The organism is Micromonospora sp. BQ11, assembly GCF_052068135.1.
GTDB lineage: Bacteria > Actinomycetota > Actinomycetes > Mycobacteriales > Micromonosporaceae > Micromonospora.
On the sequence record NZ_JBQHDB010000011.1, the window covers coordinates 68,875 to 91,737 of the forward strand.

Sequence of the window (22,863 nt, forward strand, 5' to 3'; positions counted from 1 at the left end):
GGGGACAACCATGCGCGGAACTCGGCTCGGCCTCTTCAGCTCGGTCATCGCGGCGACGGTCGTCCTGGCCGGCTGCACCGACGGTGGCGGTTCGACGGGTGACCCGGTGGCGTCCGGAGCGGCCAGCACGGCGGCCACGACACCGGCCGCCTCTCCCAGCGCCACCGCGACCGGCGCTGCGGGCCTGGACGCCGCCACCGCGTCCGCCTGCACCGCCGCCGACGGTGAGATCCGGACCGCCCTGAAGAAGGTCGCCGAGGCGGAGAAGATCGGGCCGCCGGCCGGGCACTTCGCCGTCAGCGCCGAGTACTCCGCCGGCGCCGCGACCCTCTACGCGCAGGCGTTCACCACGAGCCCCGCGGTCAACGACGCCGTGAAGCAGGTCGGCGACGCCATGTCGGACCTTGCCGACAGGTGGACGAAGGCACCCAGCAAGGCGCCGAGCCGGACGGCCCTGACCACCGCCGTGAAGCGCCTCGAGACCGCCTGCTCGCCCACCTGACCCGCGCCCCCGCCGTCGGCGAGGGATGAACAATTACGGGGAAAGAGTGGCCATCCGCGACGCGGAAGCCACTCTTTCCCAGCAACCGCGCGCCGGGCACGCACGTCGGGGGCGCGCGCCGGGCACGCACGTCGGGGGCGCGCGCCGGGCACGCACGTCGGCCTGTGGGCTCAGAAGGCGCAGGCGATCACCAGTTCCGGGGTGCGGTCGGGCAGGAGGTCGAGCTTCCCGATCCGGCCCGCCGCCCGCAGGTCGTCGCTGATCGTCGTGAGCTGGTCGAGCAGGGCGGCCGGACCGAGCGCCTCGGCCAGCGGCACCTCCGCCTTCATGGACAGCTTCCGCTCCGACTTGGCCCGCCGGACCTGGCTGAGCGCGTCACCGGCCAGCCGCAGCAACGCCGGATCACCCGGAGCCTGGATCGTCCGGCCCACCTCGTACGTGGTGGGCCACGTCGCGCGGTGCACCGACCCGTACCGCCACCAGGACCACACCTCCTCCGTCGCGTACGGCAGCACCGGCGCGAAGAGCCGCAACTGCACCGACAGCGCGGTGGCCAACGCCGCGCGGGCCGAGTCCGCACCCGGCCCGGTGCCGTAGGCGCGTTCCTTCACCAGCTCGATGTAGTCGTCGCAGAACCGCCAGAAGAACGACTCGGCGGCCTGCAGGGCAGCGGTGTGGTCGTACGCGTCCAAGGCGGCCGTGGCCGTCCCGACCACGCCGGACAGTTCGGCGAGCATCGCGGTGTCCAGCGGCTCGGTCGCCGGTGCGCGCAGCGCGTCCGCGGCACCCAGCCCGAGGGCGAACTTCGACGCGTTGAGCAGCTTCGTGGCGAGCCGGCGGCCCACCTTGATCTGCGCCGGGTCGAACGCGAGGTCCATGCCGGGCTTGCCGTTGGCCGCCCAGTACCGCACCGCGTCGGACCCGTGCTGCTCCAGCAGCGCCATCGGGGTGACCACGTTCCCCTTGGACTTGGACATCTTCTTCCGGTCCGGATCGAGGATCCAGCCGGAGAGCACGGCGTCCCGCCACGGCAGCACACCGTGCTCCAGGTGAGCGCGGACGACCGTGGAGAAGAGCCAGGTCCGGATGATCTCCTGGCCCTGGGGGCGCAGGTCCATCGGGAAGACGCGGGCGAACAGGTCGGGGTCGGTTTCCCAGCCGCCGACGATCTGCGGGGTCAACGACGAGGTGGCCCACGTGTCCAGCACGTCCGGGTCGCCGACGAAACCACCCGGCGCACCGCGCTGCGACTCGGCGTAGCCCGGCGGTGCGTCGGTGGACGGGTCGATCGGCAGCGTCGCCTCATCCGGTGTGAGAGGGTGGGCGTAGTCCGGCTCGCCAGCGTTGTCGAGCCGGTACCACACCGGCACCGGCACCCCGAAGAAGCGCTGCCGGCTGACCAGCCAGTCCCCGGTCAGCCCGCCCACCCAGTGGTCGTACCGGTGCTTCATGTGCTCCGGCACCCAGCGCAACCCGGCGCCCCGGGCCAGCAGGTCGTCCCGCAGCGCCGCGTCCCGACCCCCGTTGCGCAGGTACCACTGCCGGGTCGACACGATCTCCAGGGGACGGTCGCCGCGCTCGTAGAACTTCACCGGGTGCGTGATCGGCCGCGGCTCGCCGACCAGGTCGCCCGCGTCGGCGAGCAGGTCCACCATCGTCCGCCGGGCGCCGTTGACGGTCTGCCCGGCCAGCGCCGCGTACGGCTGCGCGGGCACGCCGGCCGGCGCGTCCGGCAGCAGCCGGCCGTCGCGGCCGATCACCACGCGGGTGTCCAGGGCCAGCTCCCGCCACCAGGTCACGTCGGTCAGGTCGCCGAACGTGCAGACCATCGCGATGCCCGTGCCCTTGGCCGGGTCCGCCAGCGGGTGCGCGCGCACCGGCACCTCGACGGCGAAGACGGGCGTACGCACAGCCGACCCCACGAGGTCCGCGTACCGCTCGTCCTCGGGGTGGCAGACCAGCGCCACGCAGGCGGGCAGCAGCTCCGGCCGGGTGGTGTCGATGAGCACCTCGCGCCCGGCCGGTCCGCTGAACCGCAGCCGGTGGTACGCGCCGGGCCGCTCCCGGTCCTCCAGCTCCGCCTGGGCGACGGCGGTGGCGAACCCGACGTCCCACAGGGTCGGCGCCTCCGCCTGGTACGCCTCGCCCCGACCGAGGTTGCGCAGGAACGCCCGCTGCGACGTCGCCCGGGCCACCCGGCCGATCGTCGTGTACGTCAGCGTCCAGTCCACGGACAGCCCGAGCCGCCGCCAGAGCGCCTCGAAGATCTGCTCGTCGGCGACGGTGAGCCGTTCGCACAGCTCGATGAAGGTGCGTCGGGAGACGGGCGTCGGGTCCTTCCGGGCCGCGTCGTCCACCGGGGTGGCCGGCGGTTGCCACGACGGGTCGTACGGCAGGGCGGGGTCGCAGCGCACCCCGTACACGTTCTGCACCCGGCGCTCGGTCGGCAGCCCGTTGTCGTCCCAGCCCATCGGGTAGAACACGGTCCGCCCGCGCATCCGCTGGAAGCGGGCCACCACGTCGGTGTGCGTGTACGAGAAGACGTGCCCCATGTGCAGCTCGCCGGATACGGTCGGCGGAGGCGTGTCGATCGCGTACACGTCCGGACGCTCCTTCGAGCGGTCGAACGCGTACGTGCCCTCCTCCTGCCAGTGGCGCGCCCAGGTCTCCTCGAGCCCGTCCAGCGTGGGACGCTCGGGGACGCCGGCGCGGGCCGTCCTCGCCGTATCAGTCATCCGTCGATCGTAGGCACCCGCTATCGACCCGACCACGGCTTATCGCTGTGTCACGATGACCGGATGGCGACGCTTCCCCTGAGCCCCGACGAGCTGCTCACCACGACCCGTACGGTTCGCCGGCGTCTCGACCTGACCCGGCCCGTGCCGATGGAGCTGGTCCGGGAGTGCCTGGAGATCGCACTCTAGGCGCCGTCCGGCTCCAACCGGCAGGGCTGGCAGTGGGTCGTGGTCACCGACGCGGCGAAGCGGGCCACGATCGGCCGCCTCTACCAGCGGGCGGTGCACGGCTACCTCGCCTCCGAGGGCTCGGCCGCCCGGCTCGTCGCCGGGGACCCGGATCGCGCCGAGGTGCAGCGCCGGGTGGGAGAGAGCGTCGCCTGGCTCGGTGACCGGATGGGTGAGGTGCCGGTGCTGCTCATCCCGTGCCTCCAGGTGCACGGCGGCGGCGAGCTGCCGGCGGGCAACCAGGCCGGGCTGTGGGGGTCGGTGCTGCCGGCCGCGTGGAGCTACATGCTCGCCGCGCGGGCGCGCGGGCTCGGCACCGCCTGGACCACCCTGCACCTCGCGTACGAGGCGGAGGTCGCGGAGCTGCTCGGCCTCTCCGCCGACGTGCGGCAGGCGGCGCTGATCCCGACCGCGTACTACACCGGGGAGGGCTTCCGGCCGGCGAAGCGCCAGCCCCTGGACGAGGTGCTGCACGTCGACGCCTGGTAGGACCGGCCGTCGCGCACGGGACAGCGGGTGATCGCCCGCTGTGACACCATCGCGTCCACGTTCGCGGGAGGCGGCTCATGGTGGTGGCTCCGGAAACCCGTTCCAGGTCGGCCGGGCGGGTCGCCGTGGGGGTGCTCGCCGCGCTCGCGACCGGCGTCACGTTCGCCGCCGACGCGGTGCCCCTGGCCGTCCGGTCCGGCCTCTGGGGCCTGGTCGGTGGCGCGTGGTCCGACCCCGTCGTGTTCGGGATGCCGGTGCTGCTGCTGGCGCTGGTCGCGACGATCCTGAACGGTCGGGTGTCCGGATGGTGGCTCGCGGCGGCCGGTCTCGCCGTGCAGACCGTGGTGGGCCTGCTTCCGGCCGTCTCCGGGGGTGCGACGGACCCGAGCCCGTCGTCGCGGGCCACGGTCCTCGTCACCATGGCCGGCGCGGGTCTCGCCCTGGGCGGTGCGGTGCTCGCCGTTGGCCAGGTCGTCCGCCCGGCCCGCCCGGTGGTCGGCGCGGCTCTGGTGACGGGTCTCCTGCTCCAGGCGTCCCTGCCGATCGCCCGTCCCGACCGCGTCGGCGGTGCCGAGGTCGACCTCGTGCTGTGGGTGACGCTCGCCGTCGTGACCGTGGCCGCGCTGCTGGCCGGCGGTGGCGGTTCCCCTGTCACCGGTCGGTCGGTGGCTTCGCGGTGGGGGATCCCGGTGGTCGTCGCGGCCGTGTCGGGCGTTGTGCAGATGGTTCGGGCGTGGCGGGACGGCAGCGTTGCTCCGCTGCGTGACGAACTGGCCGACGTCCCGGCGGACTGGTCCTGGTCGGCCGGGCTGGCGATCCTGGTCGCCGCGGTGGTGACCGGCTACGCCTGGCACATGTGGCGGGCCGCCGGAGTCCGGTGGGTGCTCTCCGCGTTCGTGGTCGGCCCGGCCGCCCTGTACGCGCTGGGCAGCGTCACCGGCGACGGTGAGCCGGTGACCGTCCTGCTGGTGCCCGCCGCCCTGCTGACCGTGGTGGTCGCCTTCGGGCTCGTCCGGTACGCCGACCGGCTGGTGCCCTGGGACGCGGTCGCCCTGCTGGTCGTCGCCGGCACGTTCCCGTTGGTGCCCCGCCTGTTCGACGCCGGCCGGTACGACGCCGCCCACCTCGCTCTCGTGCTGCTCTGCTTCGGTCTGGTGTGGGCGGTGGGGGTGGCCCGGGTCGCGGTGCGGCCGGACCGCGATGCGGCACCGGTGGCCGGCCTGCTGGCATTCGGGTTCGTGGCGCTCCTGCTCGGCGCGCAGCTGTTACTGCCGCTGCTGCTGGCCGGCAGGTGGTACGAGTCGGCTTCGCGGACCTGGGCGACGCCGGCCCTGGCCGGCGGGGCCGCCCTGGTGGTGGGGGGCCTCTTCCTGGTCGAGCACTGGCGGGGTTGGGCGGCGGGACCCACCGGCGCCGCCGACGAGCCGGCGGACCCGGCCGGGGTGTCGTCGCCCCCCAGCGGGCCGGTGACGATCGAGATCGAGAGGTAGGCCCTACACGAGGGAGTCGCGCCACTGGCGGTGCAGAGCGGCGTACCGGCCGCCCGCCTCGGCGAGCCGGTCCGGTGGGCCGTCCTCGACGACCCGGCCGGCGTCGAGCACCAGTACCCGGTCGGCGGTCTCCACGGTGGACAGGCGGTGCGCGATGACCAGGGCGGTCCGGTCGGCCAGGATGGTGCCGAGCGCGCGCTGCACGGTCCGCTCGGTGGGCACGTCCAGCGACGACGTCGCCTCGTCGAGGATCAGCACCGCCGGGTCGGCGAGGAACGCCCGCGCGAACGCGACCAGTTGCCGTTGTCCGGCGGAGAGCCGGCCGCCCCGACGGTGCACCTGGGTCGCGTACCCGTCGGGGAGCGCGGCGATGAAGTCGTGCGCGCCGATCGCACGTGCGGCGGCCTCCACGGCGGCGTCGTCGGCGCCGGGCCGGCCGAAGCGGATGTTCTCCGCGACCGTACCGCCGAAGAGGTGGGTCTCCTGGGTGACCAGCACGACCGCCCGGCGCAGGTCGGCGTCGGCCAGGTCCCGCAGGTCGACCCCGTCCAGGGTGACGGTTCCGGCGACCGGGTCGTGAAACCGCGCGAGCAGCTTGGCGACGGTGGACTTGCCGGCCCCGGTCGGCCCGATCAGCGCGACCGTCTGCCCGGCCGGGACGACGAGGTCAAGGTCGGTGAGGATGGGTGCGTCGGCGCGGTAGCCGAAGGTGACCGACCGGAAGGCCACCGCCCCCGGGTGGGGGTTCGCGGGCAGCGGCACGGGCCGGGCGGGTTCGGGTACGGAGGGCCGCTCGTCCAGTACCCCGGCGAGCTTCTCCAGCGCCGCCGTCGCCGACTGCAACGAGTTGTAGAACTGGCTGAGGTCCTGCATCGGCTCGAAGAACCGCCGCAGGTAGAGCAGGAACGCGGCGAGCACCCCCAGCTCGGTCGCCCCGCGCAGCACCCGCCAGCCGCCGTAGCAGAGCACGGCCGCCACGGTCACGTTGCCGATCACCTTGATGCCCGGCGAGTACGTCGCGATCAGCCGGAACGCGCGCAGGCTGGCCCGACGGTAGTCGTCGCTGACGGCAGCGAAGATCCGCTGGTTGCGCGGCTCCCGGCGGAACGCCTGCACCGCCCGGATGCCGCGCATCGACTCGACGAAGTGGACGATGACCAGCGCGACCGTCTCCCGGGTACGCCGGTAGGCGGCGGCGGAGGCGCGGGCGAACCAGCGGGAGAGCAGGAACAGGAACGGGAAGGCCAGCAGGGTCACCGCGGCCAGCGGCAGGTCGAGCCAGAGCAGGATGCCGGCCACCGACAGCACCGACAGCGCGGCCAGCACCAGGCTGTCCAGACCGCCCCCGACCAGCTCGCCGATCGTGTCCAGGTCGCTGGTCAGCCGGGACACCATCCGGCCCGAGGTGTACCGCTCGTGGAAGGCCACCGGCAGGCGCAGGAACTGCGCGTACACCCGCTCGCGGAGGTCGAGCAGGACGGCCTGGCCGATCCGCGCGGAGAGCGTGAGGAAGCCGCGGCGGGCCGCGTACTCGACGGCGGAGGCCGCCACGAACGCGGCGGCGATCGCCGCCAGCGGACCGTTGTCGCCGGCCCGCAGCGGGCCGATGGCCCGGTCGATGCCCAGCATCACCAGGTACGGCCCGGCCATCGCGGCCGCGTTCTGGCTGAGCAGCAGCCCGACGGCGACGGCGAGCCGGCGCCGGTGCGGGCGCAGCAGGTCCCGCAGCAGCACCCGGCTCCGGGCGCGGAGCCGGGCCACCGCCTCCGGGTCGGTGTCCTCGGCGCGGCTGCGGTCGGCGTCGGGGTCGACCGCGACGCCACGCCACCGGGTGACGTCGTTCCCGGCCGCCGTCACGAGCGCACCAGGCCCCGCCCGCCGGGCGCGGGATCGGCGGCCGGATCGGTGGTCGGTGCGGCGGAGAGCACCGCGCGGTACGCGGGCACGGCGGCCAGCAGTTCGGAGTGCGTGCCGACCGCCGTGATCCGCCCGTTCTCCAGCAGCGCCACCCGGTCGGCGAGGGCGATCGTGGAGGGCCGGTGCACGACCAGCAGTGCGGTGGTGTTCCCCAGCACCCGCTTCAGGGCGGCCTCGACCAGGGCCTCGGTGTGCACGTCCAGCGCGGACAGGGGGTCGTCCAGGACGAGCAGGGCGGGCCGGCCGAGCACCGCCCGGGCCAGCGCGAGCCGCTGCCGCTGCCCACCGGAGAGCGACAACCCCTGCTCGCCCACCCGGGTGGCCAGCCCCCACGGCAGCTCGTACGCGAAGTCGGCCTGCGCCAGCGCGAGCGCCGCCCGGACCTCCTCCTCGGCGGCGTCCGGGCGGCCCAGGGTGAGGTTCTCCCACACCGACATGGAGAACAGCGTCGGCTCCTCGAACGCGACCCCGACCAGCCGGCGCAGCGCGGCCAGCCGCAGGTCCCGCAGGTCGTGCCCGTCCAGCGTGATCCGGCCGGCGCTCACGTCGTGCAGTCGCGGCACCAGGGAGAGCAGCGTGCTCTTGCCGCAGCCGGTGGCGCCGACCAGGGCCAGCGTCTCGCCCGGCTCGACGGTCAGGTCGATCCCGTGCAGGACGGGCGCGGCCGTGCCCGGGTAGCGGAACGAGACGGCCTCGAACCGCAGCCGGCCGGTCACCTCGGCGGGCGCCGGGGTGAGCGCGTGCGGCGCGTCCACGATGGCCGGTGGCGTGGCCAGGACCTCCCGTACCCGGTCGGCGGCGGTGGCGGCCTCCTGCCCGTTCGCGATGATCCAGCCCAGCCCCTGCACCGGCCAGGTCAGCATCAACTGGAGGCTGACGAAGGCCACCAGCTCGCCGATGGTCAGCACGCCCCGCGCGGCGGCCGCCGCGCCGGTCACCAGCACCACGCCCAGCGTCAGGTTCGGCACCAGGTCCAGCAGGGCGGACGTACGGGCCAGCAGCCGGCCCTTGCCGACGCCGGTGTCGTGCAGCGTCCGGGCGCTGCCGGCGAACCGGGTGACCAGTTCGGGTCCCCGCCCGTACGCCTTCATGGTGCGCAGGCCCTGCGCGGTCTCCTCGACCAGGGTGGCGACGTCGCCCTGCTGGTCCTGCATCCGGCGGGAGGCGGTGTGGTACGCCCGCGCGAACCGCCTCGTGATCAGGAACAGCGGCATCGCGCTGGCGGCCACCAGCAGGCCCAGGGCGGTGTGCAGCCGGATCAGCAGCACCACCACGGCCACGTAGGTGACCAGGTTGAGCACCAGGAAGAAGAGGCCGAAGGAGAGGAAGCGGCGGATCACCGACAGGTCGCTGGTGATGCGGGAGAGCAGCTGACCGGACTGCCACCGGTCGTGGAAGCTGGCCGGCAGGCGTTGCAGGTGGGCGTACACGTCCTCGCGGATGGCCGCCTCGATCGCCATCGAGGACGACGACTGCACCCACCGCCGGATGAAGATCAGCAGGGCCTCGGCGAGACCGAGCAGCAGCGCGAGACCGGCCAGCCGTACCAGGCCGGCGGGCTCCTGCCGGGCCACCGGGCCGTCCACCACCCGCTGCGCCACCAGCGGTACGGAGAGGCCCGCACCGGTCGCGGCGAGCCCGGCGAGCATCAGCCAGCCGAACTCGGCCGCGTGCGGGCGCAGGTAGTGGCGCAGCTGCCAGAGGTTGTGCAGCGGATGCCGGCCGGCCGTGGGGGCCGGGTTGCCGTCGCTCGCCGCAGGCACTACCCGACGGTAGCGACAAGTGGGAGCGTTGCCGGTGTCAGTTTTCCGTCAGTCGACGTTCATGCCCGAGAAGCCACTTCTTCACGTCCAGCCCCCAGCGATAGCCGCCGAGCGTCCCGTCCGTGCGCAGTACGCGGTGGCAGGGGACGAAGAGGGCGGCGGCGTTGCGGGCGCAGGCCGCCGCGGCGGCGCGTACGGCGGCGGGCCGGCCGGCCAGCCCGGCGAACCCGGTGTACGTCACCGGCTCACCTGCCTTCACGTCCCGCAGCACCGTCCACGCGTGCGTCATGAACGCGCCGGACGTGTGCTGCTCCACCGGCACCTCGTCGATCGCGGTGAGGTCCCCGTCCAGGTAGGACAGCACGGCGGCGGTGACCGGCCCGAGGTCGGCGCGCTGTCGCAGGGGCGCCCGCAGCCGCGGGTGCACCAGGGGGAGCAGGGTCTCGGGGTCGGTCGTGAAGCCGGCGGCCCGTACCGCCCCGTCCGGTCCGGCGACGATGCTCAGCGGACCGGCGGGCGTGGCGAGGACGGTGCTGTCGTTCATGCTCATGCTGCTCTCCAGAGTCGGACGACCGCGTACGAGCGCCAGGGGCGCCAGCGGTCGGCGTACGTGTCGAGGGTCTTCGGGTCGTCGGGCAGGCCGAGGGCGGCGGCGCCGCGCCGTACGGCCAGGTCGGTGGCGAGCAGGACGTCCGGGTCGCCGAGCGCGCGCATCGCGACGTAGCCGGCGGTCCACGCCCCGATCCCGGGCAGTTCGGTGAGCCGGCGCCGGGTCTCCTCCCGGTCCCCGCCCGGCTCCAGGTCCAGAGTCCCGTCGACGACCGCACGCGCGAGCGCCCGGATGGTCTCCCGCCGTCCGCCCGGCATCCCGAACCCCGCATCCGGAACCCCGAGCACCTCGGCGGCGGAAGGAAACGCCCACAACCCGCCGGCAGGCCCCCCACGCCCGCCCGCCTCATCCCGTCGATCATGAAGTTGTTGTCGCGACACGCCGGCGGCGGAGGCGACAACTTCATGATCAACTGGGCCGGCGGTGGGGGTGGGAGGGGGAGGGGGGAGGTGGGTGAGGAGGCGGGTCAGGGTGGTTCGGGCGCTCGTCACCGAGACCTGCTGGCCGATGATCGCGCGGACGGCCATCTCCCAGCCGTCCACCGCGCGCGGCACGCGGACGCCGGGCTCGGCGGTGACCGCCCCCGCCAGCGCGGGGTCGGCGGCGAGCGTGTCGTCGACCGCGGCGGGGTCGGCGTCCAGGTCGAACAGGCGCCGGCAGCGGGCCACCGCCGGGGACAGGTCGCGCATGTCGGTCAGCCGCAGGGTCGCGGCCACGTACCCGTCCGCCGGGGTCAGGGTCGCCTCGCCGGTGCCGTGCGGCAGCCGCAACCCCCGGCGGTACGCGCCGTCGCGTACCTCCTCGACGCCGGGCAGCGCGCGGAGGGCGAGGAAGTCCAGCAACGCCGCCGCGTGCAACGGCGGCCGGTACGCGAGCCGCAGCGTGATCGTGCCCGCGCCCGCCGGGGCCGGTCGGGTTCCCCGAGCGGTACGCAACTCGGACGGCGCCACCCCGTACACCTCGCGGACGGTCTCGTTGAACTGCCGGACGCTGCCGAAGCCGGCCGCGAAGGCGATCTCCGCCATGCCCAGTCCGGTGGTCTCGACCAGGGTGCGGGCCGCCTGGGCGCGTTGGGCCCGGGCGAGCGCGAGGGGGCCGGCGCCGAGTTCGGCGCGGAGCATCCGGTGCAGGTGCCGCTCGGTGTAGCCGAGTCGGGCCGCCAGTCCCGGTACGCCGTCCCGGTCGACCACGCCGTCGGCGATCAGCCGCATGGCCCGGCCGACCACGTCGCCCCGGACGTCCCACTGCGGCGACCCCGGCGCGGCGTCCGGCCGGCAGCGGCGGCAGGCGCGCAGCCCGGCGCCCTGCGCGGCGGCGGCCGAGGGGAAGAACCGGACGTTCTGGCGTTTCGGCGTCATCGCCGGACAGGACGGCCGGCAGTAGATCCCGGTCGACGTCACGCCCGTGTAGAACCACCCGTCGAACCGCTGGTCACGGCTGTCGACGGCCCGGTAGCACCGCTCGAAGTCCAACTCCACGACACCGATGATGCCCCGCAGCTCAGCCGCCTGGCTCGCGGGAATCAGACACGGCCGTGCCGGTGCAAGGAAGGGCACCTTCTTAACGCCTGCGGTAGAGGAAGGGCCCCCGCTTAACGCCCACCCCTCCGAGCCGACCGATGCCGGCGCGGAAAGTGTCGGTTGTGGCCGGTACCGTCCGGCCACCAACTCAAGAAGGGGTGCGGCGATGGCGAGCGTTGCGGGTCGGGGAGCGGCGTCGACACGGGACGAGCTGCCCCCGCTGGATCCCGCCGTGGTGCGGGGCTTCTACGAGCGGATGCGGGCGGTCGCCCCGGCCGCCGTGGGCGCGCTGGAGCGGGACCGGGCCGGCGACCCCGGGCGGGCGTTCGGCGACACCGCCTGCGGCCGGCTGGTCCGCTCGCTGGCCCCCGACGGGCTGCGCGCGCTCGGCATGTGGGTGCACCACTGGTGCATGCGCTTCTACGACGACGACACCCGGGTCGCGCTGCGACTGGTCCGCGAGATCGCCGGCCGGTCCGACCTGGGCTGGACGGCCGACGAGGTGCGCTGGATGCTGCGCGAGTCACACGCGGCCGGCCCGGCCGCCGACGGGCGCTTCACCCTGCCGCTGGCCGCCGCGGGCGAGCTGGCCCCCGGCGCCCTGCGCGTCGAGCCGGTCGTCCCGCGCCAGGCGGGGCCGCGAGACTGACCCGCCCGACGGCCGGGCAGTTGGCCGGCGACGGTCGCCGTGACGGCCAGCGCGAAGCCGGTCACCTGCCAGCCGTCCATGGCCTGGCCGAGGACCGCCCACCCGAGTGCGGCGGCCGTCAGCGGACTGAGGGCGCCCAGCAGCGACACCTCGGTGACCGGCAGTCGCGCCGCACCCCGGAACCAGAGCGCGTACGCCAGGGCGGTGCCGGCGAGCGCCAGCCACGCGTACCCGAGCAGGGCCGGGGTGTCCGGGGCCGGTGGTGATCCTTCGGCGGTCAGGGCGAGGGGCAGGATCATCAGCCCCCCGGCGGTGAGCTGCCAGCCGGTCGTGGTGAGCGTGCCGACGTCCGGTGGGCGTCCCCAGCGGCGGGTCAGCACCAGGCCGGTCCCCATGGCGGCGGTGGCGGTGAGCCCGGCGGCGACGCCGGTCGGGTCGAGCGCCGCCTCCGGACGGAGCACGACCAGACCCACGCCGACCGGGGCGGCGACGGCGGCGAGCAGCGCGCGACGTCGCGGGCGTTCGGCGAGTACCAGGGCGGTCAGTCCGGCGACGACCAGTGGCTGGACCGCGCCGAGGACGGCGGCGGTCCCTCCCGGAAGGCGGTACGCGGCGTGGAACAGCAGGGGGAAGAACGCGCCGATGTTCAGTGCGCCGAGCACCGCCGAGCGCCACCACCAGGAGCCGTGCGGACGGCGGCGGGTCAGTGCGAGCAGCAGCAGGCCGGCCGGCAGGGCCCGGATCGCGCCGGACCACAGGGGTCGGTCGGGTGGCAGCAGCTGGCTGGTCACCACGTACGTCGTGCCCCAGGCGGTCGGTGCCGCGGCGGTGAGCAGGACGTCGGCGGGACGGAGCGTCATCGCTTCTCCTCAAATGTCTCGACGCAAAGTATCTTAGAACTAAGCTACTTGGAGGCGAGTAAAACGGGGAGTGGGACGTGCGGCACAATCCCGATGTGATGGAGCGGGACGACGTCGACGAGATCGTCGACCAGTGGCGGCGGGAACGGCCGTCGATGCGGCCGGAGCCGATGGCGGTGTTCGGGCGGATCTACCGGCTGGCCCGGCTGGTCGGCGATGCCCAGGAGCGGACGTACGCCCGCTGGTCCATCAGCCGTGGCGAGTTCGACGTGCTCGCCGCGCTGCGCCGTGCGGGTGCTCCCTACACCCTTCCACCGAAGGCGCTCACCGCGTCGCTGATGCTCACCTCCGGCGGCATGACCGGCCGGTTGGACCGGCTGGAGCGGTCCGGACTGATCCGTCGGTCACCCGACCCGGCGGATCGGCGGGGCCTGCAGGTCACCCTCACCGACGTCGGCCGGGAGCTGGTCGAGGAGGCGGCGGAGGCGGGCTTGGCGGTGCAGCGCACCCTGCTCGACGCCCTGTCTCCCGAGGACCAGGAACGTCTCGCGGAGCTGCTGCGTACCCTCCTCGGCACCGTCACCGCCCAGGAAGGGTGACCGGGTCCACGGCCCGACCGGATCCGCTGGCCGTGACTGCGGCAGGATGGGCGGCGCCACCGACGGAAGGACGACCGTGCCCGCAAGCGATCCGACCATCATCGCCACCAGCATGGGCATCTACGCCCCGCGCCGCGACGGCGAACCTCGGCGGATCAACCCGGTCTTCGACCTCGCCGCGGAGTTGGCGCACGCCGGCGAGCAACCGCGCATCTGCTTCCTCAACCAGGCCGAGGGGGACCAGCCCACGACCCTGGCCCGCGTGTACGAGGCGTTCGCCGGCAGCCGCTTCCGGATGACGCACCTGGCGCTCTTCCCGATGCCGAACGTCGACGACGTGCGTGCCCACCTGCTGGCCCAGGACGTCGTCTGGGTGGGTGGCGGCAGCGTGGCGAACCTCTGCGCGGTGTGGCGGGTGCACGGCCTCGGCGAGATCCTGCGGGAGTGCTGGGAGACCGGTGTGGTGCTGGGCGGGGTGTCCGCCGGCTCGATCTGCTGGCACACCGGCGGGGCCACCGACAGCTTCGGCACGACGCTGCGCGGATTCACCGACGGCCTGGGCTGGCTGCCGTACGGCAACGGGGTGCACTACGACAGCGAGGAGCAACGCCGGCCGCTGATGCACCGGCTCGTCGGCGACGGCACGCTCCCGACCGCGCACTGCACCGACGACGGCACCGGCCTGCTCTACCGGGGGCAGCGGCTGGTCGAGGCGGTCGCGGACCGTCCGGGTGTCTCGGCGTACGAGGTCAGCCGCGGCACGGACGGCGGCGTGACGGAGACGCCGATCACGCCCCGCCTGCTGAGCTGACCCGCCCCCCGCGTACGGCGTCGAAGACCTGGGCCAGCTCGGCGGCGTCCTCGCCGGCGTGATGGGTGTGCGGCAGGTCGGTCAGGCCCAGCTCACGCTTGATTGTGCTCTGGTGGCTGGTCGACCATTCGCCGCCGGTACGTCCCATCCAGTAGCTGCGCAGGTCGATGCCGGAACCGGTGGCGCCGAAGGGGCTGTGCCCGACGAACCGGGTGAAGTACCAGTGCACGAACATCCCGTCCCACACGGCCGGGGCGGCGAGGAACACCGGCCGGCCGACGCTCCGCAGCCCGTCGACCCAGCGCTTCGCGGCGGTCATCGCCTCCTCGGCGGTGGGCGCCTCGCGCAGCAGCCGGTCCCGGTCCAGACCGGAGACGGCGAGCGCCGCCGGCACGAACTCGTCGGAGATCGGCCTCAGCTCGGTGTAGAAGGTCAACTCCGGCCGGCCAGCCACCGCCATGCCGAGCGAGAGCATGCTGTACGGCCCGGGGATCGGCCCGTCCGCCTCCACGTCCACGGCCACGTACAGCTCGGGCAGTTTCTCCGTCACCCCGCGCACGCTAGCAACGGTCACCGCCTTTCGTGGGGCTGCGTGCCCGGCGGCCGGGACCAACCGCGTAAGCTGGCTCGTCGTGAGTCTCACCATCGGCATCGTCGGCCTGCCCAACGTCGGCAAGAGCACCCTGTTCAACGCGCTGACCAAGAACGACGTGCTCGCGGCGAACTACCCGTTCGCCACCATCGAGCCCAACGTCGGCGTGGTCGGGCTGCCGGACGAGCGGCTGGGCAAGCTCGCCGAGATCTTCAGCTCCCAGAAGGTGCTGCCCGCGCCGGTGTCGTTCGTCGACATCGCCGGCCTGGTGCGCGGCGCCTCCAAGGGGCAGGGTCGGGGCAACGCCTTCCTGGCGAACATCCGCGACGCCTCGGCGATCTGCCAGGTGGTCCGTGCCTTCTCCGACCCCAACGTGGTGCACGTCGACGGCAAGGTCTCCCCGGCCGACGACATCGAGACGATCAACACCGAGCTGATCCTCGCCGACCTCCAAACGCTGGAGAAGGCGATCCCGCGGCTGGAGAAGGAGGCCAAGCTCCGCAAGGACCGGGCTGCCGCGGTGACCGCCGCCAAGAAGGCGGTCGACCTGCTCGACACCGGCGTGACGCTGTACTCGGGCGCCGCCGGGGCCGGCATCGAGCTGGAGCACCTGCGCGAGCTGCACCTGCTCACCACCAAGCCGTTCCTGTACGTCTTCAACGTCGACGAGGCGGAGCTGGGCAACGCCGCGTTCCTCGACGAGCTGCGCGCCCTGGTCGCCCCCGCCGAGGCCGTCTTCATGGACGCCAAGATCGAGTCGGAGCTGGTGGACCTGCCCGAGGAGGAGGCCCGCGAGCTGCTGGAGTCGATCGGCCAGAACGAGCCGGGCCTCAACCAGCTGGTCCGGGTGGGCTTCCGGACACTCGGGCTCCAGACGTACCTCACCGCTGGCCCCAAGGAAGCGCGGGCCTGGACCGTCCCGGTGGGCGCGACCGCGCCGGAGGCCGCGGGCGTGATCCACTCCGACTTCCAGCGCGGCTTCATCAAGGCCGAGGTCGTCTCCTACGACGACCTGGTCGCGGCCGGTTCGATGGCCGCGGCGAAGGCGGCGGGCAAGGTCCGCATCGAGGGCAAGGAGTACGTGATGCAGGACGGCGACGTGGTGGAGTTCCGCTTCAACGTCTGAAACCGGCCTGTTATCGCAGGTCAGACGGCTGGATTGTCGCTCTGGGGCACCCCAGGGGCACAGCCCCGTGCGTCATCACCGCGCGGCGGGTGCGTTCCTCCGAGTCCGGCATGAGGTGCCCGTAGATCGACAGGACCAGGGTCGGGTTCTCGTGCCCCAGCCGTTCGGGGCCGGCCAAGCGGGTGGTAAAGATGGTGCCGTCAGCAGCCGGCGGGAACTGTTCCAAGTGCTCACGGATGGCAGTCGCCACCACCTGGGGCAACGGAACCGTTCGGCGGGACCGGCGGATCTTCGGCTCAGTGCGGTTGGATTGTGGCGCAAACTGCCTTCGATCCGCACCGTCCGAGCGTCCTGGTCGACGTCCTGGACGCGTAGCGCGAGCAACTCGCCCAGGCGTAGCCCGAGGCCGGCTTGCACGATCACCACGGCGCGATTGCGGGTGGGCATCGCGGCGGCCAGGGCGCGCACCTGGTCGACGGTCAGCGGCACGATGCGTTCCCGGTCGGCTGACGGCAGGCTGACCCGCACCACCGGAGAGCGACCGACGTGCCGATCCAGCACCGCAGCCGCGTAGACCGACCGCAGCAGCCCGACGAGGTTGCGCAGGGTCAGACGGCACGACACCCGCCAGGCGTCGAGAGCCGATAGGGGTACCGGCGATGTGCGTCTCGATCGAGCCGGACACCCGTCGGGCGGTCGTGGGACGGGTGCGCCCGGCCGGCGGCCCAGCGTCGGGCGTACGCGACGACGGTCGTCTTGTCGGACGGGTCGACGTACTGGCACCGCAGGATGTCGCCTCGACCTGGGCGAGGAACCGGTCAGCGTCGGCCTGGACGAGACTCCAGCGGCGCGGCAGCGGCTTCTGTAGCAGGTGTCGCGCACCATCCCGAGCGGCATCGACAAGGGCAGCCATGCCGCCCAGGGTGCGGAGAGAGCCGCTGCCGCGCTGTCCCGCGTCAGCCAGGCGATAAGAACTGGCCGGCCGGCCGTCGGCGATGTTCAGCTCCACTTGGTGCGCTACGGATCAGGGGCAGATGATGCGTGACAGGTCCGGCTAGGCGACCACCGCTCGCCCTCCGACTGCTGAGGGAGTCGTGTGGCGGAACCAGGAATGGCTGCCATGCGTCGGATGGGCGTCGGCGCCGGCACCGAGTCGCGGTGGCGTAGCGATCAAGGGGAGCAACATGAGACGGCATCTCCCGGCGACGGCGGTGGTATTGGTCATGTTGACGTCAACGGTCGGATGCGGGGCTTCACCTGCGCCATCCGGAGCACCGGCGGCAACGGTAAGTCCACTCAACCCGGTGAATGACGAAAGTGCCGCTCCCGACGTGGTTGACGTGGTCTGCTCAGCGGCCGGCACCAGCGCCTCCGCTGTCCGTGTCGAAGCAGAGACGGATGGCGTACACCTGCGTGTCCGCAACACGTCCGGGGCCTCCGGCGTCTACCTCCATTACCGCTACGGCGACAAGTGGCGCTACGGCGGCGGTGATCCCGTCGACGACGACGCATCCGTCCGAGTGCTCAGCCTGCCGCCGGTGCCAGTACGACTGAACTGTTCCTCTTTCGAAGGCAGGAACGAGGACCCTGCGATCCAGATCGAGGTGCAGGATCCCGCGAGGGCGTGGCGGGCCGGAGCCTTGGCGGGGTTCGGCTGCTTGCCGCCGGAGCGCACTTTGATCGACTGGCAGATCGGGCCAGGCAGAGGGCGGACCGCCAACGATGCCTTGGCGGCGTTGGTGGCCCAGATGGACGAACCTACGACCTGGCTCGCAGTACAGGACGGCTACGTTGCCGAAACAAGGCAGACCTACGTGATGGAGCGAGGCGGCAGAGCGTGGGCGACGGCGTCGGTGATTCATGAGGCGGATGGTGGCTATACGGCGAGCCTGGGGGACCTGTGCCGTGCTACGTGACGTGGCCAAGACTGTCGCCCCGGGGACGGTGAAGCCTGAGCGGTTGACACCAACATTCCCTGAGTGACGATGTCAGGCCCGTGTCACCCATCAATCGGAACCACGATGTAACGCGTCAACCGGAGTAGGACAGCTGGCCGCCGGCGAAGTGGTTCATTTCTGTACGTCTTCAAGGCGGCCCGCATCGGACCGCACGCGCCGCCGCCTGGGTGCGCGCCGGCCGCTGCCGCTGTCGCTCTGCGGCCGTCACGCCTGACGCCCGGCGGCTGGCGCGGAGAGCGGGGAAGCCCGGAGGGCCGCCGCAGAACGACAGACCGTTCATCTGATGTGGTGGGCCGGCAGCCGGCGGGGCCGCGCGGCCACGAGCCCGCGCGGCGTAGGAGAGGGCACGCCGGCCGCGTCGGCGGCTGCCGGGCGGGTGGCGGGGTTGCGGTTACTGCGCCTTTGGCGGGGGCGCTCCGGCTCCAGGATGGCCGGAACTCCGTCAGCGGGTCACGGTCCGTGAGCGTTGAGGTAGACCATCCCGCCCGCCATCGACCAGGGGCAAGCCGAGCGGGCCACCGCCCAACCCGCCAGCGTCCGAACCAGCCGTCAAGGTCCGCTTGACGTGGCGGGCCGGGCGGTAGCCCGCTCCCCAGCAGGGCGGGTCGACCGCGAACGGGATGGGCTCCGTCGGCGTGGCCTGCCTCCTTCGAGGCGGGCGTAACGTCTCGGCTGGCTCGGGCTAAGTACTGGGTATGACTGCCAACAAGAGAGGGGTAACGGGTGGGTGACGCCGACGAGTTCAGCGGAGACCTAAGCCGGATCGCCACTGATCCCGTTGCTTTCCGGGCCTACTACCGGGCGCATGTCGAGGCCGTGCAGAACTATCTGGCGCGGAGGGTTCGCGACCCCGAACGGGTGGCCGATCTGACTGCCGATGTGTTCCTCGCCGTCATAACTGCGGCTCCTCGTTACCGTGCGGCGAAGGGAAGCCCATTGGGGTGGACCTACGGGGTCGCCCGGAACGTACTCAGCGCCGACCTGCGGCGTGTTGAACGCGAGCGGCGGGCGGTCACCCGAATCGCGGGCCGCAGGCTGCTCGCCGACGACGACATCGCCCGTCTGGAGGACCGGATCGATGCTCAGGCCGCCGTGCGGCAGCTAGTGCCCGCGATCGATGAGCTGACCGAGGGTGAACGGGCCGTCCTGGAGTTCGTCGCCATTGAGGGACTGACTATTCGGGAGGCGGCGACAGCGCTGGGCGTCTCCACCGTGGCAGTGCGGGTACGACTACACCGCGCACGCCGACGTCTGAGTCGAATCAGCGGCGACTCCACCGAAATGGTCATTCACCCCACCGTCCTGGAGGTATTGCAGTGAATCAGCCGACGACATTCGAGGACCGGCTGTTGGCCGTACTCGAGGCTGAGGTCGCCGAGGCCGCGGCGAAGTCGCCCGGTGACCGGCGGCGCCACCGAAGCCGGTCGGTGCGGATCGGCGCGCTCGCGGGCGTTGGAGCCCTCGCCGTGGCCGGGGCCGTTGCCGCACCGGCCTTCTTCGAAGATCAGGGGGGCTCCGCCGGGAGCAGGTTGCCCGCGACGAAGAACGCTGCTTGGGCGGTCGCAACCCGCGCCGACGGTTCAGTGGAGGTGAAGCTGCGGGAGCTCAAGGATCCCGAGGGGCTGGAACGGCGGCTGGCGAAAGCGGGGGTCCGCGCATATGTCACCTTCGTGCCCCCAGGGAAATTCTGTGGCTACCGCAATGCTGACCACCTCGCTGTGGACAAAAGGGCGATTGTGGACACGGACCCGGCGGCATCAACGCGCGAGTTCGTGATCCGTATCCATCGCGACCGTCTGGCCCCCGACGAGCGATTGGCGCTGAAGGGAATGCTGCGACCAGTTGTGAAGGGGCCGAGCGGCCGGCCCGACAACAGCGTCGCCACGGAGATAAGGGCGTTCAGCGCCGCCGTTATCCCACTCGACGAAGAACGCTGCGATATCGTGTCGAGGGACGCTCGTGATCCGGGCGCCGGGATAACGCCCGCCCCAGGCCGATAATCCCCACACCTGCTCGACCCCAATAAGCGACGGACGCGCCCGCCTCCCGGTAACCGGAGGCAACCGATGGCCGAGGCCCTACGGCTAGCTCTGCCGCGCAAGAGGGAGGGTTGAGATGGCCAGCTGCGCGTGTGAGCAGGTGTCGAACGGCGTCGTAGCTGGTAGCGGGACAGCGGCTCCACGTTCCGCTTCAACGTCTGAAACCGGCCCGTCTCCGCAGGTCGACGGTTCTCCCGCCCCAGCCGTTCGGCGACCACGACCACCGACTCGCCCTGCATCAGGAGAACCGACCGGCATGTCTGGTACCACCACATGCATGACGGGTGGTCTAGATGCGTGGTCGCTGCGCTCACAAGAGGGCGTGTCCGCTGACGCCCTCCGGGACGAAGCCCCGTCGAGCCAGTTGTCCTCGGTGCGGTCCAGTCGTTGTGGCGGGTGGTAGCAAGCAGCCAGCCTCCAGGGCGTAGCCAGGTGGCGACTTGATCGATGAGACGGGGCTGGTCGGCTAACGGGATGTGGATGAGCGCGTAGAGGCACACCACGGCGTCGAACGAATTCGGTGGCAGCTCGAGCCGAGTGGCGTCAGCGCGAAGGAAAGTGCCGGTCGGCACCAGGCGGCGGGTTCGCTCGATCTGCACGTCGCTGATGTCAACTCCGGTGACCTGGTGCCCCGCAATCACGCCGACCTGGGTCAGGGAGACGCACGTCGGGACCGGCCGAGCGGACGGTCTGGCGGCGCGCGGCTGGTGGGGCGTGGCCGACGACTGGTTGGATCTCCGCATGGACGACCATTCGCCGCGCTCCGCGGACGAGCTGCTGGACATCGTGGACGAGCAGGACCGCGTGGTGGGGCAGGCGCGGCGCGGTGAGGTGTACGGGCGGAGGCTGCGGCACCGCTGTGTGTTCGTGCTGGCGCGCGACGCCGCCGGACGTGTCTTCGTGCACCGCCGGACGGCTGGCAAGCTCGTCTTCCCGTCGCTGTACGACATGTTCGTCGGTGGCGTGGTCGGTGCGGGCGAAACGTACGACGAGGCCGCGCTGCGCGAAGCCGAGGAGGAGCTGGGGGTGTCCGGGCTGCCGACACCGGTGCCCCTGTTCCGGTTCCTCTACGAGACACCGGAGCACACCTGGTGGTCGGCGGTGTACGAGGTGCGGTCCCCGTCGACGGTGGATCCCCAGGCCGAAGAGGTCGCCTGGCACGCCTTCCTGACCGAGGACGAGCTGGAACGGCGACTCACCGACTGGGCCTGGGTGCCGGACGGCGTGGAGGCGTACCGCCGGCTCCGGGCCCGGCGTGCGACGGAGTGACGACGCGGAGACCGGTGCTTGACCTCAAGTGCACTTCAGCTACCAGGATCGTGTCCATGACGCGACGAGACACGATCCTGGTCACCGGGGCGACGGGAAACGTCGGCCGCCACGTGGTGTCCCTGCTCCGGCAGGCCGGCACGCCGGTACGTGCCCTCACCCGTGACCCGCCCGCCGCCGACCTGCCCGGCGACGTCGAGGTCACACGGGGGGACCTCGGCGCGCCGGAGTCCCTTGCCGCTGCGGTGGCCGACGTGGAGGCGGTGTTCCTGCTCTGGCCGTCGTACTCGGTCGACGGCGCGGCGGCTGCGGTCGAGACGCTGACCCGGCACGCCCGACGGGTCGTCTACCTCTCCGCGTTGCAGGCGGAGGACCAGCCGGACAGCGGGTGGGGCACGGTGGAGCGGCTCGTGACGGCGTCGGGTGTGGACTGGACGTTCCTGCGGTGCGGTGGGTTCGCCACGAACACGCTCCTCTGGGCCGACCGGGTCCGCGCCGAGGGGGTGGTGCGGGCACCGTACGGCAAGGCCGCACGCTCGCTCATCCACGAGGCGGACATCGCCGAAGTGGCGGTGCGGGCGCTGACCGGCGCGGGGCACGGCGGCCGGGCGTACGCGCTGACCGGGCCGGAGGCCGTCACCCAGGCCGAGCAGGCGCACCTCATCGGGGAGGCGATCGGGTCACCGGTCCGCTTCGAGGAGCAGTCCGAGGCCGAGGCGCGCGAGGAACTGCGTGCCGTCTTCGGCGACCCGGCCCTGGTGGACGCGTCGCTCGCCTACTGGCGTGGCCTGGTCACCGAGCCGGAGCCGGTGACGACCACGGTGGTCGAGGTGACCGGGCGGCCCGCCCGTACCTTCGCGCAGTGGGCCCGCGACCACGCGGCGGACTTCGGCGGGCGGGCCCCCGTCGGATCGCCGCGCGTCACCGGATAGTGGGCCGCGGGCGGGTGTTCATCGGCGCAGGGCGTCCTCGATGCCCGTCTCGCGGCGGCCCAGGTGGACGGGGTCGCGGCCCCACAGCACGTCCCACGCGGCCTTGACGCTGGCGCCGTACTCCCGGCTGGAGCTGATCCGCCACGTCCGCTCGTACCGCCGGGCCGTGTCGTCGCCGACCCCGTTGACGTCCACGCCGAGCTGCCGGCAGACGGTGACGGCGCGCGGCAGGTGGAACGTCTGCGTCACCACCGTCGCCCGGTCCACGCCGAAGATCCGCTTGGCCCGGGCGCACGAGTCGTACGTGTCGAAGCCGGCGTGGTCCCGCACCACCTTGTCGGCGGGCACGCCCCGGTCGACCAGCCAGCGACGCATCGCGCCCGGCTCGTCGTAGTCCGCCTCCATGTTGTCGCCGGACACCAGGATGGCGCGCACCTTGCCGGCGGTGAACAGCCGGTACGCGACCTCCAGCCGGCCCACGAGGAACGGCGACGGGGTCCCATCCGGGTACACCCGGGTACCCAGCACGAGGGCGACCGGCGCCTCCGGCACGGCCGCCTCGGTGAAGATGTGCCCCTCGGCGCCGTCGCGGACCCACGCTGCGCTCGCCACGGTGGCGCCGGTCAGGATCGCCACGCCGAGCACGGCGGCCAGCAGTACGCGACGCCATCGCCGCCCCCGAGGACCGGCCACGGTACGGGCTACGGCCGGGATGGACAGTCGTTTCGGCATGTGATCAAGTATGCCGCGCACGTCGAGGCCCCGATTCTCGAT

19 protein-coding genes and 3 pseudogenes are annotated in these 22,863 nt (G+C 72.7%); 13 read left to right on the plus strand and 9 right to left on the minus strand.

Annotation, left to right across the window (positions count from 1 at the left end; translation table 11 throughout):
- Positions 1 to 10 precede the first annotated feature (10 nt).
- Positions 11 to 502: a hypothetical protein gene (locus tag ACTMSW_RS22350; RefSeq protein ID WP_441182629.1), complete on the plus strand. Its 492-nt coding sequence runs from the start codon at positions 11 to 13 to the stop codon at positions 500 to 502.
- 170 nt (positions 503 to 672) lie between these two features.
- Here ACTMSW_RS22350 and valS read toward each other — a convergent pair whose 3' ends face one another.
- Entirely contained in the window at positions 673 to 3,237 is a 2,565-nt protein-coding gene (gene valS, locus ACTMSW_RS22355) for a valine--tRNA ligase (protein WP_441182630.1), read from the minus strand.
- A 63-nt stretch (positions 3,238 to 3,300) separates the two neighbouring features.
- Between valS and ACTMSW_RS22360 the strand changes: the two genes are divergently transcribed.
- The 3 genes and pseudogenes from ACTMSW_RS22360 (at position 3,301) to ACTMSW_RS22370 (ending at position 5,444) form a co-directional block, all read left to right on the plus strand.
- Positions 3,301 to 3,426, plus strand: coding sequence for a hypothetical protein (locus ACTMSW_RS22360; protein WP_441182631.1), 126 nt, complete (start codon positions 3,301 to 3,303; stop codon positions 3,424 to 3,426).
- Positions 3,427 to 3,438: 12 nt separating this feature from the next.
- Positions 3,439 to 3,954 (plus strand): annotated as a pseudogene (locus tag ACTMSW_RS22365) (nitroreductase family protein); the annotation flags it as partial.
- A 77-nt stretch (positions 3,955 to 4,031) separates the two neighbouring features.
- Positions 4,032 to 5,444 (plus strand): hypothetical protein, encoded by a 1,413-nt coding sequence (locus ACTMSW_RS22370; protein WP_441182632.1) that lies wholly within the window; start codon positions 4,032 to 4,034, stop codon positions 5,442 to 5,444.
- Between the two features lie 3 nt (positions 5,445 to 5,447).
- On the opposite strand, the gene ACTMSW_RS22375 is transcribed toward ACTMSW_RS22370, so the two are convergent.
- From ACTMSW_RS22375 to ACTMSW_RS22390, 4 genes are read right to left on the minus strand one after another with little or no spacing between them, the layout of a single operon-like run.
- The gene (locus ACTMSW_RS22375) at positions 5,448 to 7,301 is read right to left on the minus strand and encodes an ABC transporter ATP-binding protein (protein ID WP_441182633.1); all 1,854 of its coding nucleotides are present in this window, start codon (positions 7,299 to 7,301) and stop codon (positions 5,448 to 5,450) included.
- Positions 7,298 to 9,124, minus strand: a complete 1,827-nt coding sequence (locus tag ACTMSW_RS22380) for an ABC transporter ATP-binding protein (RefSeq protein ID WP_441182634.1) — start codon at positions 9,122 to 9,124, stop codon at positions 7,298 to 7,300. The genes ACTMSW_RS22375 and ACTMSW_RS22380 overlap by 4 nt, the downstream gene beginning before the upstream one ends.
- Positions 9,125 to 9,161: 37 nt before the next feature.
- Entirely contained in the window at positions 9,162 to 9,674 is a 513-nt protein-coding gene (locus ACTMSW_RS22385; RefSeq protein WP_441182635.1) for a methylated-DNA--[protein]-cysteine S-methyltransferase, read from the minus strand.
- Positions 9,671 to 11,212 carry a DNA-3-methyladenine glycosylase 2 family protein gene (locus ACTMSW_RS22390; RefSeq protein ID WP_441182636.1) on the minus strand — a complete coding sequence of 514 codons (1,542 nt, stop codon included), beginning with the start codon at positions 11,210 to 11,212 and terminating at the stop codon, positions 9,671 to 9,673. Before ACTMSW_RS22390 ends, ACTMSW_RS22385 begins: the two co-directional genes overlap by 4 nt.
- Positions 11,213 to 11,420: 208 nt before the next feature.
- Between ACTMSW_RS22390 and ACTMSW_RS22395 the strand changes: the two genes are divergently transcribed.
- Entirely contained in the window at positions 11,421 to 11,903 is a 483-nt protein-coding gene (locus tag ACTMSW_RS22395; RefSeq protein WP_441182637.1) for a hypothetical protein, read from the plus strand.
- A 92-nt stretch (positions 11,904 to 11,995) separates the two neighbouring features.
- On the opposite strand, the pseudogene ACTMSW_RS22400 reads toward ACTMSW_RS22395, so the two are convergent.
- Positions 11,996 to 12,763: pseudogene (locus ACTMSW_RS22400) on the minus strand (EamA family transporter); the annotation flags it as partial.
- 77 nt (positions 12,764 to 12,840) lie between these two features.
- Here ACTMSW_RS22400 and ACTMSW_RS22405 point away from each other — a divergent pair.
- Both ACTMSW_RS22405 and ACTMSW_RS22410 read left to right on the plus strand, forming a co-directional pair.
- Positions 12,841 to 13,362, plus strand: a complete 522-nt coding sequence (locus ACTMSW_RS22405) for a MarR family winged helix-turn-helix transcriptional regulator (RefSeq protein WP_441182638.1) — start codon at positions 12,841 to 12,843, stop codon at positions 13,360 to 13,362.
- A 46-nt stretch (positions 13,363 to 13,408) separates the two neighbouring features.
- On the plus strand, positions 13,409 to 14,173 hold the full coding sequence (locus tag ACTMSW_RS22410) for a Type 1 glutamine amidotransferase-like domain-containing protein (RefSeq protein ID WP_441182639.1): 765 nt from the start codon (positions 13,409 to 13,411) through the stop codon (positions 14,171 to 14,173).
- Here the strand turns inward: ACTMSW_RS22410 and ACTMSW_RS22415 are convergent.
- Entirely contained in the window at positions 14,151 to 14,723 is a 573-nt protein-coding gene (locus tag ACTMSW_RS22415; RefSeq protein ID WP_441182640.1) for an exonuclease, read from the minus strand. The two genes, ACTMSW_RS22410 and ACTMSW_RS22415, sit on opposite strands and share 23 nt — an antisense overlap.
- Positions 14,724 to 14,805: 82 nt before the next feature.
- Between ACTMSW_RS22415 and ychF the strand changes: the two genes are divergently transcribed.
- From ychF to ACTMSW_RS22435, 4 genes are all read left to right on the plus strand, one after another.
- The gene (gene ychF / locus ACTMSW_RS22420) at positions 14,806 to 15,891 is read left to right on the plus strand and encodes a redox-regulated ATPase YchF (protein ID WP_441182641.1); all 1,086 of its coding nucleotides are present in this window, start codon (positions 14,806 to 14,808) and stop codon (positions 15,889 to 15,891) included.
- A gap of 1,304 nt (positions 15,892 to 17,195) precedes the next feature.
- Positions 17,196 to 17,807: a hypothetical protein gene (locus tag ACTMSW_RS22425; RefSeq protein ID WP_441182642.1), complete on the plus strand. Its 612-nt coding sequence runs from the start codon at positions 17,196 to 17,198 to the stop codon at positions 17,805 to 17,807.
- 765 nt (positions 17,808 to 18,572) lie between these two features.
- Entirely contained in the window at positions 18,573 to 19,169 is a 597-nt protein-coding gene (locus ACTMSW_RS22430; RefSeq protein ID WP_441182643.1) for an RNA polymerase sigma factor, read from the plus strand.
- A complete protein-coding gene (locus ACTMSW_RS22435) occupies positions 19,166 to 19,849 on the plus strand; it encodes a hypothetical protein (RefSeq protein WP_441182783.1) in 684 nt (227 codons plus the stop codon). Before ACTMSW_RS22430 ends, ACTMSW_RS22435 begins: the two co-directional genes overlap by 4 nt.
- A gap of 419 nt (positions 19,850 to 20,268) precedes the next feature.
- Here the strand turns inward: ACTMSW_RS22435 and ACTMSW_RS22440 are convergent.
- Positions 20,269 to 20,673, minus strand: a pseudogene (locus tag ACTMSW_RS22440) (class I SAM-dependent methyltransferase); the annotation flags it as partial.
- Between ACTMSW_RS22440 and ACTMSW_RS22445 the strand changes: the two are divergent.
- Positions 20,630 to 21,157 carry an NUDIX domain-containing protein gene (locus ACTMSW_RS22445; protein WP_441182644.1) on the plus strand — a complete coding sequence of 176 codons (528 nt, stop codon included), beginning with the start codon at positions 20,630 to 20,632 and terminating at the stop codon, positions 21,155 to 21,157. The pseudogene ACTMSW_RS22440 and the gene ACTMSW_RS22445 sit on opposite strands and share 44 nt — an antisense overlap.
- 56 nt (positions 21,158 to 21,213) lie before the next feature.
- Complete coding sequence (locus ACTMSW_RS22450; protein ID WP_441182645.1) at positions 21,214 to 22,089, plus strand: SDR family oxidoreductase; 876 nt, start codon at positions 21,214 to 21,216, stop codon at positions 22,087 to 22,089.
- 18 nt (positions 22,090 to 22,107) lie between these two features.
- Here the strand turns inward: ACTMSW_RS22450 and ACTMSW_RS22455 are convergent, their stop codons facing one another.
- Positions 22,108 to 22,821, minus strand: a complete 714-nt coding sequence (locus tag ACTMSW_RS22455) for a SanA/YdcF family protein (RefSeq protein ID WP_441182646.1) — start codon at positions 22,819 to 22,821, stop codon at positions 22,108 to 22,110.
- Positions 22,822 to 22,863: the final 42 nt, after the last annotated feature.

What these genes read in the sequence shown, in the direction of transcription:
- ACTMSW_RS22360 (WP_441182631.1), top strand. Translation starts at nt 3,301, where the DNA reads ATGGCGACGCTTCCCCTGAGCCCCGACGAGCTGCTCACCACGACCCGT.
- ACTMSW_RS22395 (WP_441182637.1), top strand. Translation starts at nt 11,421, where the DNA reads ATGGCGAGCGTTGCGGGTCGGGGAGCGGCGTCGACACGGGACGAGCTG.
- ACTMSW_RS22410 (WP_441182639.1), top strand. Translation starts at nt 13,409, where the DNA reads ATGGGCGGCGCCACCGACGGAAGGACGACCGTGCCCGCAAGCGATCCG.
- ACTMSW_RS22445 (WP_441182644.1), top strand. Translation starts at nt 20,630, where the DNA reads ATGGACGACCATTCGCCGCGCTCCGCGGACGAGCTGCTGGACATCGTG.
- ACTMSW_RS22370 (WP_441182632.1), top strand. Translation starts at nt 4,032, where the DNA reads ATGGTGGTGGCTCCGGAAACCCGTTCCAGGTCGGCCGGGCGGGTCGCC.
- valS (WP_441182630.1), bottom strand. Translation starts at nt 3,237, where the DNA reads ATGACTGATACGGCGAGGACGGCCCGCGCCGGCGTCCCCGAGCGTCCC.
- ACTMSW_RS22350 (WP_441182629.1), top strand. Translation starts at nt 11, where the DNA reads ATGCGCGGAACTCGGCTCGGCCTCTTCAGCTCGGTCATCGCGGCGACG.
- ACTMSW_RS22455 (WP_441182646.1), bottom strand. Translation starts at nt 22,821, where the DNA reads ATGCCGAAACGACTGTCCATCCCGGCCGTAGCCCGTACCGTGGCCGGT.
- ACTMSW_RS22385 (WP_441182635.1), bottom strand. Translation starts at nt 9,674, where the DNA reads ATGAGCATGAACGACAGCACCGTCCTCGCCACGCCCGCCGGTCCGCTG.
- ACTMSW_RS22450 (WP_441182645.1), top strand. Translation starts at nt 21,214, where the DNA reads ATGACGCGACGAGACACGATCCTGGTCACCGGGGCGACGGGAAACGTC.